Raw genomic sequence first — 15,471 nt, forward strand, 5'->3', positions numbered from 1 at the left:
AATAACCAGAGGTACCTTTTCAACAAATTGCCAAAGAAACAATATGATGATTGAAGGCTCATAACCACCTAGTTCCAATCAGGTTATACCAAGGGCTCATTGAAGCCGCGACGAATGATATGAAAGCTAGGTTCGGATATCCATCAAGGCGGGTAATCTGATACCCAAAGCCGAATATATGGGAGCAATTGAGTATCAGAAATTATCATGATTGTCTCTTGCAATAAGAGAGGGTCCATATATGGTATAAGAAATTTTTAGAATGATATTATTTGCACCAATGATGTGCAAAAAGCAGTAAATGATTGCACTGAATTGGTGTGATGAGCAATGCTGGTTAGAAAATTCTGCAAAAGAACTCCCCGTTTTATACCCCACCCCTGAGTTACATTAACAATTTTCGCTCGCTAAACAACCAATGGCACTTTCTGGCGGCATTATTGCATTCTAAGTTAGGGCATCGAACTGATTAATGCCAACCACATTAATTTCCAGATCAAGTAGACATTGAGTACCGATAAGCAAACTTGGTGTTGAGTCTTCAATCGATTTGATTCGGGACTTGAGTCACCTTCTTAGGTGAAAGTTGAATATCTATGTTATTTTATTGGTTTTAAATTCGGAAGGTTGTTGAAATGTTGCTAGGTTGTGTTGCATTATCTTGAGGTTTTTGATGTCAGTTCGCGTTTGCGTGACACGAAATACAACATCGTATTTGTCATTGGACGAACAGAAAAATAACAAAATTTTTTATAAGGGATATTATGAAAAAATTTATTAAATCTTCAGCAGCTGGGCTTGTATTTGCTTGCTCTCTACTTGGTGCTAATCAAGCGATGGCAAAGTCTGACTTAGAAGGTGTTCTTAGTTCAGGTGAACTAAAAGTATGTTTTGATGCTGGCTATATGCCTTTCGAAATGAAAACCAAAGATGGCCGTTTCATTGGTTTTGATATTGATTTAGGTAAGCACATGGCGCGTTCTATGGGGGTTAAATTTACGCCAGTGAACACTGCGTGGGATGGTATTATCCCTGCGCTTCAAACCAACAAGTGCGACATCATCATGGGTGGTATGACGATCACTTCTGAGCGTAACTTGAAAGTTAACTTTGCGGACCCGTACATCATCATTGGCCAGTCTATTATCATTTCTCCAGCGCTTGAAGGTAAAGTCAAGAGCTACGCTGAGTTGAATGATCCAAAGTACACCATCTCTGCTAAGTTAGGTACAACAGGAGTCGAAGCGGCGAAGAAATACTTATTCAACGCAAAAGTTGACCTTTACGACACAGAGGTGGATGCCGTTCTGCAGGTTGTCAACGGTAAAGCCGACGGGTTTGTTTATGACTTCCCATACAACGCTATTTACGCTGCACAAAACAAAGGTAAAGTTGCACACCTAGGTGAACCGTTCACTTACGAGCCTCTGGGTTGGGCGATTCGTCAGGATGATGCTAACTTCCTAAACTTCTTGAATAACTACCTACGTCAAATCAAAGGTGACGGTACTTACGACCGTATGTACGACAAGTGGTTCAAGTCACACGACTGGTTGAAAGACGTTCAGTAATTCGCGTTTTAAGCTTGGGTTTGCTAATGCTTATTAAGTGATAGCTAATTAAAGCTCTAGTCAACTGGGTAGCGTGAGTTGCCCAGTTCATTAAAAAGAAAAAAGAGAATCTGAGTGATGCAGTCAAAATCCTCAAAATGGATAGGACACGGAATTTATGTCCTAATTATGACCATGCTAATTGGTGCGGTCTATTTCTCTGGGAAGAGTATCAATTATAACTGGCATTGGGATCGTCTCTGGCCGTATGTCGTCAATACTGAAATGCAACAGCTCCGTGCAAACGGTGATGGCACAGCAGTGGTTAAAGCAGGTCAGTTGACGATTGAATTCGAAGATTCTAGTCAACCGCAAATTATAGATCATTACACGACATTAATGGTTGGTAACGGTGACTTGGTATTTCAAGGCGATGCCGTTGCAGAACTGAATGAATGGAAGTTCGGACCGATTGCGCATGGTTTATGGGTGACGGTAGAAATCTCCTTTATCTCCCTTATATTCGCTGTTTTGCTCGGCCTTATATTTGGTTTGATGCGGGTTTCTAAGAACCAAACAGCAAGAGATTTATCGCTCACCTATGTTGAACTTATTCGTGGCACGCCACTTCTGGTGCAAATCTTTATCGTCTATTTTTTTATCGGAACGGTACTCGACTTTGAACGTTTTACTGCTGGGGTCGTGGCGTTATCTGTATTTACAGGGGCTTACGTTGCCGAAATTGTTCGAGCAGGCATTCAGGCAATTCCGACTGGACAGATGGAAGCGGCACGATCATTGGGTATGACTTATCCAAAAGCGATGCGTTACATCATCCTTCCACAAGCGCTAAAACGCACCTTGCCACCACTGGCTGGGCAATTCATTAACCTTATTAAAGACTCTTCGCTGGTCTCCGTTATCGCTATTACTGATTTAACCAAAGCGGGTCGTGAAGTTGTGAGTGGTAGCTTTGCACCGTTTGAGGTGTGGTTCACTGTTGCAGCACTTTACCTACTAGTAACCGGGACTCTGTCTTGGGCAATTCAACGTTTAGAGAAGAGGTTATCAGCCAGTGACTAGTGAATACAACGGCGAAGATATGGTTTACACCAATGATGTAGATAAATTTTATCCTAATGGTTGCCATGCCTTAAAATCAGTATCGACGACAGTAAAGCGTGGCGAAGTTGTGGTTATCATTGGTCCTTCCGGCTCGGGTAAATCTACATTTTTACGCACACTAAACCAATTAGAAGAGATTAGCTCTGGAACAATCATTGTTGATGGTTTCGATATGTATGCGAAAACGACCGACATCAACGTATTACGCCAAAACGTGGGTATGGTGTTTCAAAGTTTTAACCTATTCCCGCATATGACGGCGTTAGAAAACGTCATGATTGCTCCGATGAAAGTAGCGAAACGCCCTAAACATGAAGTGGAAGGTGCGGCGAAAGTGTTGATTAAGCGTGTGGGTTTAGAAGATCGCATGAACAACTACCCAACACATTTATCGGGCGGTCAGCAGCAACGTGTCGCCATCGCTCGTGCGCTTGCCATGAAACCCGATTTGATGCTATTTGATGAACCGACATCGGCGCTAGACCCAGAAATGGTGGGTGAAGTTCTGGATGTTATTAAATCCCTGGCAAAAGAAGGGATGACCATGGTTATTGTTACTCACGAAATGGGCTTCGCCCGTGAAGTGGCTGACCGTGTGTTGTTCATGGAAGACGGTAAACTCTTGGTCGATGACAGCCCGCAAGCGGTGTTTGACAATCCAGCTCATCCTCGTCTGCAACAGTTTTTGGCAAAAGTGCTATAACAGTTTCGATGAAAATGAGAAGAAAACCGAGTTTTCAAAGCTCGGTTTTCTTTTGCTAAATCAACTTGCTTCGACGCTACATAGTCCAAAGTATTAATGCGAGTATTTGTGGTGACAGTATTCGTAAACACATCACTAAAGGATAAACCGTCGCATAGGCAAGTGCTGAGGCGCCGCTTGATTCGTGCAGCGCATTGGCAAACGCAAGCGCTGGTGGATCGGTCATTGAACCGGCAAGCATGCCGCAAATAGTGAGATAGTTGATATGTCCAAGCACTCTTGCCAATATCCCAACCGTAATCAGTGGGATAGCGGTAATTGTCACGCCGTACCCCATCCAACTCAGTCCATCACCCTCAACTAATGTCTCTATGAAGTTACCACCGGATTTAAGACCGACAACCGCAAGAAAGAGCACTATCCCTATTTCACGTAGAGCTAAGTTCGCACTTGGCGGCATAAACCAATACATCTTGCCGATACTGCCTATTCTGGCGAGGATCAAGGCAACAATAAGTGGACCACCGGCTAAGCCTAGTTTGATAGCCGCTGGAAAACCCGGCAAATAAAAAGGTATCGAGCCAAGCAACACGCCTAAGCCAATACCGACAAACACAGGTAGCATTTGTACTTGTTGTAATTTTTGGTGCGCATTGCCAACCATACCACTTACGGCTTCGATGGCTTCTTGGCGTCCCACGAGATTTAATATGTCACCAAATTGAAGAGTCGAGTTGCTAGTCGGAATCAGTTCAACACCTGCACGGTTAAGGCGAGAAACAACAACGTCGTATTTTTCTTTTAGATCTAAGTCGCGCAGTTTTTTACCTAACACGACTTCATTAGTGACAACCAAACGTTGTACCCGAAGCTCTGTTCCTCTGGTGGAAAGGGAAACGTCTACCTCTTCACCAATCACTAAACGAGCTTTGTCTAATGCGTTCTTATCACCGACAAGATGAAGTAGGTCATTCACTTCAACCCTAGAATCCGGTTTTGGTACTAACAACTGTTCATTACGTTTTAGCCGTGAGCAGACGATGTTACCATCACTAAGAGCAGGAATGTCTTTTAAGAACAGCCCATTTAAGTTTGGGTTTTTTACTGAGATGTTCATTGTGTGCAAACTGGATTTCTTGTGGCCATTTTTGACTTCGAACTCTTCCGCTTCTTGATCGACATTAACTCGGAACAATACGCGAATCAGCCACATAGTAAGCAATATACCGCAAATACCAAATGGATAGGCAATAGCGTAACCCATACCAGTCATATCAAGAAAATTCTCATGACCACCAAGCTCGGTGAGAATTTGCTGCCCGGCACCTAAGGACGGCGTGTTTGTCACCGCGCCCGAGAAGACACCAAGAATGACAGGAAGAGGAACATCAAATAGGTAGTAGAGCGCAACAGTGACCAGACATCCCAACAACACGATCAGCACCGCAAACGCATTGAGTTTGAGACCTGAACTTCTCAAAGATGAAAAAAAACCTGGACCAACTTGGATACCTATAGTGTAGACAAATAAGATTAATCCAAACTCTTGGATAAAGTGTAAGGTGTGATAGTTAAGTTCAACGCCCCAGGCACCAGTAAAGTGACCAACGAAAATGCCGCCAAACAGCACTCCGCCAATACCTAAACCAACTCCATAGAGCCGCCAATTACCTATCCACAGACCTAACACCGCTACCAGAGCAAGGATACTGATAGAGAGTGCAATATCACTCATAGTAAGTCTCCTGAACAATTACAAAAACGGTTGACGGGCGAACGTTGTTGAACATCATGCAGGGGTAGGCGTAAGAACTTTAACGTGGTTATGTCTACGGCTGGAGGGTTCAGATATAGGCGTTGAAATCACACTGAATCGACAGCCGCCCAACGTCGCTTTATTGCCCAACTTTGTTATTAGTAATACTGCAACAGAGTTAGATTGTTAACTCTAGTTATACAAAAATGTGCTGTTTAGCAGGAAATAGATTTCGCTAATAAATATATGTTAAGTAAGGGTAAAAAGCGTTTCTTAATTGCAGGCAAAGTAAACATCGGGGTTATGAATGTAACATGATGTTTCACTGCATATTCAAAATTAAATAAAGCCAAATTAAATAAAGTCAGATTAAACGCTTAACAGTGTCATCGCCCGATCTAAGTGATTTGGATGGTTTAATACCATTGGGTGGAATTGAAGAAAAAGAGCCACATCAATGTTGATGTGGCCTTCGCAAAATGCGTAATAGTAAGAAAAGTCGGTAGATAAAAAGGCGAGTATTTAGAACGAGTATTTAGCGACGAATTTGGCGGCGTTACCGTCTTCTTTTACGCCAGCTTTTTCGATTTCGCCTGTTTGAAGAACGAAGTCCGTTTTGAACTCTTTCGTGACATCATAGCCCAGACCTAGGTATGCAGTTTGAGCGTCAAATGTCGTACCTTGGTAGTCACCTTCAGCATACTGTACTGAGCCGTAAATACGGAACAGGTCGATAGTGTAAGTTGCTGCAACGGAATACGTTTCACCATCGTTAGGTAGATCAAGTGTTAGCTCAACGTTGTCATTTGCTTTTAAACTTTGCGCGTTTTCAAATGAGATGTAAGTAGCGGCTAGTTTTAGGTCACCGAATGTGATATCTGCTGCAGCGCCAAGTGTATCGGCTTCGTCTCCATCAGAACCGTATGCTAATGCCGCAGTAAATGAGTCAGCTTTGTAGCTCGCAGAAAGAGCATAGTTTGAGTCATTACTGGCGTCGCTGTCAGTTTCGTAGTTAACAGAGAACTCTAGTTTATCAATTGATTTCTTATAGCGAATGCCCTGACCGTCAACGCCACCTTGGTTTACATAGAACAAGTTTAAACCTTCACCAGATTTTGCTTTTTCTACCGCACCAAATGAGTTGCCTGTATCGCCTAGAGATAGGTTACCAAAGCCTGTGTGATCGAATTCTAGCTTAATGTCATCGAATTCAGCATTTTTATTGGCTTTGCTCAAGCTGTCGCCAGTGTTAATAGCAAAAGAACTGATGACTTTAGTCTCTTCATTGAGGACGTGTGTCGCTTTTACATTTAGGTGTGCATCGGTAAACACGTGAGTGTCTTTATCCGCTTTGTCTGCATTAACGTATAAGCCAATTGCTTTTGCCCAACCAGACAGTGCCACTGTATTGGTATCCGTGGCGTAGATGTCACCTGCCGCTACTGAGCCTGCTGCCAAGAAAGATACCACTGCTGCTAATGGTTTGATGTTCATATTTTACTCCATATTTTTATATTGATTACTGAGAAACGTAATCGAAGGTATTAATTTGGTTAATAACTTAATTTAATTGCAATGTGAGCAATGTGTTTTTATTAATCAAATTGACAGGTGAATCTTATATAAAACAAATTTTAAATATATTAAAAATTTATTTTATTCATCTTTTTTACGATCCACTTCATGATCAATATGCTATTTGTTTTATTTGGTAACTGACATTTTTAATGGGTTTAATATTTTTGTTTTATATGGGGTATTTAACATTTATATTGGTAACTTTTACATTTTTTGAATTTTATGAGATATATCTCGCGTTAATTGTGACTGTTGTATTTACATGTTCTTTGATTACTGTATGTAGTTATCTTTTTGATTTTAATTACGTTGTTCTGTAATTGTATGGGGGGTACGAGTTGAATGTGGTTGTTAATTGATTCGTTGATACCAATGAGTTATGGTTGTGTGATTAACTTTATTTCTCAAATTGTTTTATCTGTGTCGCAAAATTTAATTCTCAATATCCATCAAGTGAAAGATTATTTTAATTGGTATTGAATGGCTATTGTTTCTATCTATAATAGTTTTTATTACTTGTGTTCGTAATTTTTCTAAGTGATTAATTATTTCTGTGTTGTGTTTCGCATTTTATTGTGTGTGGCATGGAGAATATAAGAAATATTATGTTTAGGCTGTCTATTATTGTACTGGCCTGTTATTTCCCATTTGATTTTTGTTGCCTTTAATAACCAAACAAGTGCAAGCGTCAGAAAGTTCATGGTTGGCTTTGAGATGTTTGCTGAATCTCAGCGAGGTTTAACGCCTGAGCAAGCTGCTGAGAGGTTACGTACTGTCAGCTCGGTTCACTATCGAGAAAGGTAATTCACGGTTTTTCCTGCAAATCTATTAAGAGTATTTTCTATGACCGAGCAAGTCTTACTACGTCCTGTTCCGCGAGCACTAGACGCACAACGTGTAATGAATCATTTACCAATTGTTGTCGAGTCTATACGTCGCAATATCGCCAAAATTGGCGAACGCAATCCCAAAATCGGCACAGAGGTAAACCAATGGGATTATTGTGACCAGTTTGACTGGGCGTCGTCGTTCTGGACTGGTGAACTTTGGCTAAGTTACCAAATGACGGGGCAGGGAATATTTAGAAACAGTGCAAAACTGCGCAAGAGTTACTTTGCTGGCATGTTGCTAGATCCTTTCTGGCTCGATCATGATTTGGGTTTTCAATACAGCCTTAGTTGTGTTGCCGACTACAAGCTGACGGGCGATGAACAATCGAAAATGATGGCATTAAGAGCGGCAGATCATTTGCTTCATCGATTCAGAAAAATTGGTGGATACATTGTGGCGTGGAATGACACTCACCCTTTGGGGCCTGAAGTGACCTTGGGCAAATCTATTATCGATTCTTTACAAAATACGGCTTTGTTGTTCTGGGCTTCAGAAATCACGGGTTCGTCTGTCTATGCCAATGTTGCTAAGCGCCACAGTAAAACGTTGGCAAAGCATATTATTCGTGAAGATTTCTCTACCTACCATTCATTTAATTTTGACCCTATCACTCAGCAGCCATTAAACGGTGAAACGTTCCAAGGTTATGCCGATGATTCCTGCTGGGCTCGCGGTCAATCTTGGGCAATTCATGGATTTGCACAAACCTATCTTTACACCAGGGATGAGCAGTTCCTGACATTGGCGAAGAAGCTCGCCAAATATGCGACTGATCATATCAGTGACGATGGTGTGCCAGTTTGGGACTACTTACTTCCAGAACATGAAATTCAATACAAAGACAGTTCGGCAGGCGCGATTACCGCTGCTGGCTTACTTCTTATCGCTCAATGCATTGAAAACGACGAGGAAGCTGAAATGTACCGAGAGTGGGGATTGTATCTGTTACAAGGGCTTATGACTCAGTGTGATTTAACACACGATGAAAGCGCATTGGGACTGCTCGCTCACGGAGCCTCATTTGTCAACGCCGGTCTGTGCGACAACATGCTTCCTTATGGGGATTACTACTATCTTGAAGCGTTAATGCGTGCAAACGGATATCGAAACTTCTTCTGGTAATCGCTTGGATTTGCTTCGGTTTTATTTATGCGGACCAACTAGTCCGTGGTATTGATGTTTTGGAGTTTAACTATGAAACAAATGGTTAAAAGCAAAGGGCATATGACGTTGCCTGTTGAGGTTGGTCAAGAACAAGTTGTCTTAGAGCTCTACCAACGTTGGCAGGCTGACGCATTGCGAGATAGTGATGGTACAACAATGCCTGAGTCATTGGTCCAGCAAGATGGCGACATTTATTCGGTTGTCTGCCTGGTTCGTGCTGACCAGCAATTTGCCGATCAACACCCTGAATATCTGCATCGTAAATATCTGATGTCATTTCCAGTAACCGCAAAGGCTGAAACACTGGTCATCCATCCTCTTGATGGCTACAGCAAAGACAAATATGAACTAGATGACGACAGTGATCCTAAGTGTTGGTGGGAAGTACGAAATCGAACGACTAACACGGTTATCGATACCGCATTGTGGCAATTTGATGCGACCACTCAACAAGTGACTATTGAGAAAACAGAACCTTACCATGAGTACAGTGTGACCTTTATGGCTCGTCAGGTATGGGACAGTGTTTCAATGTACAACGCTTTAACCAATGATTGGCAAGGTCGTCGCATCAAGAGCTTAGATCCATACCATCCGGAGTGTCGCGCCCATTTAATTCAGTGTTTTGCACAATGGTTGGTTGAGCATCCAAGCACAACCGTAGTGCGCTTTACCACTTTTGCATTTTTGTTTGTGATTGATACCGGTGAACAAAACCAAGATATCTATCGTGACTGGACGGGCTATGGTGAAACCGTAAGCCCACGAGCTTTGGACGACTTTGCAAAGCGTTTTGGCTATCGATTAACCCCAGAGGATTTTGTCGATGCAGGTTATTACAACGGCACTTACAAAGCACCTTCTAAGCGATACAAGGACTGGATGACGTTTGTACAAGAGTTTGTGGTTGATTTTTCTACTGAGTTAGTCCATATGGCACACGATGCTGGAAAGAAAACGGCGATGTTCCAAGGTGACCACTGGATAGGCACTGAACCATTTTTGGAAAGCTATCAAAGGATTGGTCTCGATATTAATATTGGGGCGGTCGAAGATGGTGTTGCATTACGCCGTCTTACTGACTCGATGGGAAAACAAACGCGTGAGGCGCGTTTTTATCCTTACTTCTTTCCTGATGTATTTCGTGAAGGAAATGACCCTGTGATGGAGTCCATGTCGAACTGGGTCAAAATACGCCGAGCAATGTTACAGAAGCCGTTGGATAGAATTGGTTACGGTGGTTATCTTTCTCTCGCGAATAAATTTCCGCATTTTATCGACCATGTGGCTGAAATTTCTCGGGAATTCGGCGATTATTTGCAACATACTCAAGGTACTGAGTCGCAGAAGTTACCGGGGAAAATTGCGCTGTTAAGTGCGTGGGGAAAGGCTCGCAGTTGGTTACAAAATCAGGCACGCGACCAACGTTTTTATATACCACCACGCCCTGATGTGATGGAGTTTGTCGGCAACAATTTGCTGGAATGTCTGGCTGGCCTACCATTTGATGTTGAGTTCATTAGCTTTGATGACATCATTCAAAATGGTATTAGTGAAGAGATCAAAGTGATCATTAATACCGGCGATGCGAACTCCGCATGGAGTGGCGCACAGTGCTGGGACAACAGCGATGTGCTAGTGGCGCTGCGTAAGTTTGTTGGTCAAGGCGGTGGTTTACTTGGGGTATGTGACCCTTCAGCATTGCAGAAAAATGGTCGTTACTTCCAGCTCGGTGATGTGTTTGGCTTAGAAAAGGAAACCGCATTAACCATGGGGCGAGTTGCTATGCCTCTTTCAATCACAAAAGATCATTACCTTAGCCAATTCGTTACGGATAAGCTTGATTTTGGCAATCCCAGCTATGTGTATCCCCAGGCGACAGATATTGCGGTGCTTGCAGCGCAAGAGCAACATTTAGCGTTAACCGCTAGCAATTATGGTCAAGGCCGTTCGGTGTATATAGGGAACTTGCCTTTCAACATGAGCAACGCGCGGCTGTTACAGCAAGTACTAATATGGCTAAGTCACAATGAAGAGCAACAACATGCTTGGTTGTCAGACAGTCCATATGTGGATGTGGCTTATTACCCGCAAACGGATAAAGCTACTGCGGTGAACTATTCTAGTGAGCCTCAACAGTTAACGGTTTGTAATACGCGAGGCGAGTTGCTGAATGTGAATTTAGCGGGTTATGAATGGCAGTGGATTTCCAACTAGCCAATCTCTAGTCAGTGAGTTAGCAAAAAGGTGCATCGTCATGCACCTTTTTGCTGTTTTTATCGAAGTTGTTATTGACCTTAAATCTTCGTCCTAACGCGGGGAAAAGTTATGCGTTGACGAATGGGGTCGCGAGTTTCTCCTCGTGAGATTAACTGGTCTAATAGATTTTGCATTTCTTTAACTTTTTCAGGCATAGCTTCTGCAAGGTTGTTGAGCTGACCAATATCATCAAGTAAGTCATATAACTGTGGTGTAGAGAGATTACCTTTTTCATTACCAGTATACTGACAGATAAAGTCATCATCGTGGGGAGGAATATATACATAGCGCCTGTCACGGAATACTTTCTTATACTGCATTCCTTCCAGAATCATGTTTTTTCGTCCATAGGGATGAAGACCGACTAATGTACCTAATTGCTCTTCACTATCTGGAGCTTCGTTTTTGCTTAACCGATGGCCAATTAGCAATGCTAGGCTATGGTATAGATCAACTTGGTTGATTAGCGCGTTGCTTTCCTTTTCCGTGATCACATTAGGCCAACGCGCGATGAATGGAACCCGGGTGCCTCCTTCAAACAAGCTGTATTTCCCGCCACGTAATGGCCCCGCCATTTTATGATCACCATTGAGTTCAATCGCTTGGTCTTTATAGCCATCATTGAGCACTGGTCCATTGTCGCTAGAAAATATGACTAGGGTACGGCCTTTTAATCCCAGAGCTTCCAGTTTGTTTAATACCTCACCGATACACCAATCCATCTCTACGATAGCATCACCACGAACACCATAAGGGGTTGTATTTCTGAATCTCGGATTTGGAATACGTGGTACGTGTGGTTGATGGAGAGCATAGTAGAGGAAAAATGGCGTGTGCTGGTTTTGTTCAATAAACTCTATTGCTTTTTCGGCAAAACGCTCGCCCATAGTCTCATCGTTCCAGACTGCAGATTGCCCCCCACGCATATGGCCGATACGGCTTACACCATTAATGATGGTGCCGTCGTGACCATGGTCGTACATGATATCAAGCAGTTCAGGGTTGCTCCGGCCATTCGGCACATCAGCAAATGCTTTCTCCCAGTCGTAAGTGACTTCGATAGGATCGTTCGGGTCTAAGTTTGCAACGTGACGATTTTCGATATAAACGCACGGTACACGGTCGTTGGTGGCTGCCATTATGAAAGATTGATCGAAGCCAACATCATTCGGTGTGCCGGAAATTTCTTGGTTGAAGTCGAGATTGCCTTCGCCTAAACCAAGGTGCCATTTGCCGACGATACCGGTGTTATAGCCTTGCTTTTTAAACATTTTAGGTAGAGTTGGTTGATTGTTACTGATTATTTGCGGCGCATCGCCAGGTAAAACAGCGGCGTTAGGGTTACGCCATGGATAGCTGCCTGTAAGCAAGCTATATCGAGAAGGGGTACAGGTCGCGGCAGTCGAATAAGCTTGATGGAATTTGATCCCTTCTTCCGCCAATTTATCGAGGTTTGGAGTAGGGATGCCATTGGCACCATAGCAACTTAAATCGCCAAAGCCCAAGTCATCGGCATAGAAGATAATCACATTCGGTAGCGTGTTGCTCATTATCAATCCTTATAATTTGGATAAGGTAGTAGTTCATTTAAGATTTTTTGCTCTGCCCACGGGTCATCAATGCGGTAGAGTTCGTCGGCAAGTTGGGACAGTAGATTTCGGGCAAGGCTAGCAGGGCATTGCCAAGAAATGTTGGCTAGTTGGTAGGGGTCTTTTTTATTGTCAAACAGCAGCATGTTATCCAGTTTAAAATGTCCGTCGATTTGCAATGCAAAGGTATATCTCTCGGTTCGGATCCCTCTACTTTGAGGGAAATAACTGATCACTTTCCCCTCATCATTTTTATCACCATCCAGATTACGGATGTAGAGTGTGCAACTTGGTTCTTCATTTTTGCTGATGCCGAGAATGGAAGGTGCTTTGCTTTGCCCTGTGATATTTGTTGGCACCCGATCTTTCAGCCCTAGTAGCTCCAATACGGTGGGCATGATGTCCGCGCTGTTTAATAAAGTTTCAGAGACTTTAGGCAACGTTTGCCCTACATCTTTGACTAAAAATGGGACGAGAAAAGCTTCGTCATAGATAACGTTTTTGGCATCGTTCAGCCCATGGCTACAAAGGGTTTCACCATGATCACTAGTAAAGACCACAACTGTGTTATCCCACTCGTTGATATCTTTTAACGCCTGAATAATCCGTCCAAATTGTTGATCTACGCCACTGACGTTCGCAAAGTAATATCGAGCGGTCGCGGCTTTATCCATGTTGAGATCGGCGTTATCTCGTACTAGCAATTGTTCATTGATAAACTTCTCATAAAGCTGTAAGTCTTGCTCTCGGCAGTCGTCCAGACTTTGATAGGGACTGTGTGGCGGGTTCATCGAAATAAATAACGCGAAAGGTTTGCTGACCTCTCTTTCTGCATTTTCATTGTGTAAATAGGCAATGGCTTTATCGGCTTCGTGTTCGGCAGACCAAGTGCGTGGTTCGTGCCTTATGCCCTTTGTATCATAGTAATGGGGATTGCTATGTTCATCAAACGTTCCGTAACCATACCAGTAGTGAATTCCGTGTCGGCGATTTGGCTCGGTGTACGAATCCCATGCAGGGACAGACGCTGATACATACTCTCCCGGTCGATCTGGTGCATTTGGTGTGGGTAAATCAAGGTGCCATTTCCCGATGTAACCGACATGATAGCCAGACTGAGCCAGAACATCGGTAAAGCATGTCGCATTCTGCGGCAGCTCGGAAATAATACGTTGCGATTGACAATTAAGTGGTACACCACTTTTATTGGGGTATTGACCGGTAAATAAACTCCCTCGGTGTGGGCTGCACATCGGACAATTACTTACAGCGTTTGGTAATACATAAGCTTGTTGAGCAAATTGATCAATATTCGGGGTATATACAGGGTCCGGTTTCCCTGAACAATGTTCTTTAAATAATAATTCATTCCATAGGCTCATTGACATTTGTCGGAACTGGTCTGGAAATATATAGAGCAGGTTTGGTCTATTCATTGTTAGTTCTTTCATATTATAAATATCTTGCAATTTTATAACCGTTGAAAATATCTATTCATGGTCTTTTTTTTAACTCGATCGCAAATGGGAAATTAATCTTTAAAAATAATATTTATTATCAATAAGAGCTATTTAATCCTTTAATATTTTTACTTTTAATCCATAGAAGTTATCAATATGTATATCACAACAGCAAAGCGTTTAACTCGTAACCCATTTCATGTATTGATTAAACCGATTGGTCCTCTGTGCAATCTTGATTGCGACTACTGCTTTTATCTCAACAAAACAGATCTGTTTCCGAATCAAAATCGCTTCGACATGAATGACGAAATTTTAGCAGCACACATCAAGGGTTATATCGAAAGCCAACCTCGTGGAACTCGAGAAGTGACGTTCGGTTGGCAAGGTGGAGAGCCAACCTTACGTGGTATAGCGTTCTACGAAAAAGTATTAGCGTTTCAACGTTTGTATCAGCGCGAAGGAATGACGGTTGTGAACACATTACAAACCAACGGTGTTTTAATCAGTCATGAATGGGCGCTTTTCCTGAGAAAGCATCGCTTTTTGGTAGGGATCAGTATTGATGGTGATGAAGAATTGCATAACTACTATCGCAAGTATCGAAATGGTAAAGGTTCTTATCAACAAGTGGTGAAAGGTCTTAAGCTGCTGCAAAAATATCAAGTGGACTATAACGTGCTTACCGTTGTGCAATCGAATAACGGCAGTCACGCAAGGCGTGTATATCAACATTTGACTTCATTAGGCGTTCAGTTCATTCAATTTATTCCTGTTGTCGAAGCGGTGAAAGGGGTTGGTGTGTCAGAGCGAAGTGTTGGTGCTGAGCAATTTGGAGCCTTTATGATTGAAGTGTTTAATACTTGGCGTGAAAAGGATATCGGCAAAGTATTTGTAAGCCATTTTGATAATGCATTAGGTATGAGCTTAGGAATGCCTTCTTCTATTTGCGTACATTCACCTATGTGCGGTGATAACTTGGTGGTGGAACACAGTGGCGATGTTTATAGCTGTGACCACTTTGTTTATCCCGAATTTAAACTTGGCAACCTCAAGCGTACTGGCTACCCAGAGCTTATTGAAACACCGATTCAACAGAGTTTTGGGCAAGGAAAGCAAGAGGCGAGTGATTTGCACTGTGAAAATTGTTCACAGCGCCAGTTATGTCATGGTGCCTGTCCCGCACAGAGGATCAGCCTGGATGGCGAAATATCGTTTAAAGAGCAACACTATCTCTGCAAAGGTTACTTTATGTTCTTTTCGTATATTCAACCCCATTTAAAAGCGATGGGGAAATGTTTAAGCCAGAAATTACCGGTTGTTTATTACTCACATTTTTTCAAAAGTAGTAATAAATAGTACTCTATCGGGTAATTATGAATACCAATAATTGCGA

10 protein-coding genes and 1 pseudogene are annotated in these 15,471 nt (G+C 42.6%); 7 read left to right on the forward strand and 4 right to left on the reverse strand.

The annotated features are described in order from the left end of the window. Positions 1-764 precede the first annotated feature (764 nt). The 3 genes from ACK5MF_RS12805 to ACK5MF_RS12815 all read left to right on the forward strand — a co-directional run bounded on the left by ACK5MF_RS12805 (position 765) and on the right by ACK5MF_RS12815 (position 3,378). Positions 765-1,571, forward strand: a complete 807-nt coding sequence (locus ACK5MF_RS12805) for a transporter substrate-binding domain-containing protein (RefSeq protein ID WP_416922810.1) — start codon at positions 765-767, stop codon at positions 1,569-1,571. Between the two features lie 117 nt (positions 1,572-1,688). Further along, on the forward strand, positions 1,689-2,633 hold the full coding sequence (locus ACK5MF_RS12810) for an amino acid ABC transporter permease (RefSeq protein ID WP_416922812.1): 945 nt from the start codon (positions 1,689-1,691) through the stop codon (positions 2,631-2,633). Then, positions 2,626-3,378 (forward strand): amino acid ABC transporter ATP-binding protein, encoded by a 753-nt coding sequence (locus ACK5MF_RS12815; protein ID WP_281347261.1) that lies wholly within the window; start codon positions 2,626-2,628, stop codon positions 3,376-3,378. The genes ACK5MF_RS12810 and ACK5MF_RS12815 overlap by 8 nt, the downstream gene beginning before the upstream one ends. Positions 3,379-3,454: 76 nt before the next feature. On the opposite strand, the gene ACK5MF_RS12820 is transcribed toward ACK5MF_RS12815, so the two are convergent. Continuing rightward, positions 3,455-5,113 (reverse strand): putative transporter, encoded by a 1,659-nt coding sequence (locus ACK5MF_RS12820; RefSeq protein WP_416922814.1) that lies wholly within the window; start codon positions 5,111-5,113, stop codon positions 3,455-3,457. Between the two features lie 543 nt (positions 5,114-5,656). Next, positions 5,657-6,628 (reverse strand): porin, encoded by a 972-nt coding sequence (locus ACK5MF_RS12825; RefSeq protein WP_416922816.1) that lies wholly within the window; start codon positions 6,626-6,628, stop codon positions 5,657-5,659. A gap of 762 nt (positions 6,629-7,390) precedes the next feature. Between ACK5MF_RS12825 and ACK5MF_RS12830 the strand changes: the two are divergent. The 3 genes and pseudogenes from ACK5MF_RS12830 to gnpA all read left to right on the forward strand — a co-directional run. Beyond that, positions 7,391-7,516: pseudogene (locus tag ACK5MF_RS12830) on the forward strand (galactose-1-phosphate uridylyltransferase); the annotation flags it as partial. A 39-nt stretch (positions 7,517-7,555) separates the two neighbouring features. Then, positions 7,556-8,725, forward strand: coding sequence for a glycosyl hydrolase (locus ACK5MF_RS12835; protein WP_416922818.1), 1,170 nt, complete (start codon positions 7,556-7,558; stop codon positions 8,723-8,725). 81 nt (positions 8,726-8,806) lie between these two features. Beyond that, the gene (gene gnpA, locus ACK5MF_RS12840; RefSeq protein WP_416922841.1) at positions 8,807-10,984 is read left to right on the forward strand and encodes a 1,3-beta-galactosyl-N-acetylhexosamine phosphorylase; all 2,178 of its coding nucleotides are present in this window, start codon (positions 8,807-8,809) and stop codon (positions 10,982-10,984) included. An 80-nt stretch (positions 10,985-11,064) separates the two neighbouring features. Here gnpA and ACK5MF_RS12845 read toward each other — a convergent pair whose 3' ends face one another. Then, positions 11,065-12,576 carry a sulfatase family protein gene (locus tag ACK5MF_RS12845; RefSeq protein ID WP_416922820.1) on the reverse strand — a complete coding sequence of 504 codons (1,512 nt, stop codon included), beginning with the start codon at positions 12,574-12,576 and terminating at the stop codon, positions 11,065-11,067. Positions 12,577-12,578: 2 nt separating this feature from the next. Then, entirely contained in the window at positions 12,579-14,051 is a 1,473-nt protein-coding gene (locus ACK5MF_RS12850; RefSeq protein WP_416922822.1) for a sulfatase, read from the reverse strand. A gap of 180 nt (positions 14,052-14,231) precedes the next feature. Between ACK5MF_RS12850 and ACK5MF_RS12855 the strand changes: the two genes are divergently transcribed. Continuing rightward, positions 14,232-15,434 (forward strand): anaerobic sulfatase maturase, encoded by a 1,203-nt coding sequence (locus tag ACK5MF_RS12855; RefSeq protein ID WP_416922825.1) that lies wholly within the window; start codon positions 14,232-14,234, stop codon positions 15,432-15,434. Positions 15,435-15,471: the final 37 nt, after the last annotated feature.

The organism is Vibrio sp. (assembly GCF_047973365.1).
GTDB lineage: Bacteria > Pseudomonadota > Gammaproteobacteria > Enterobacterales > Vibrionaceae > Vibrio.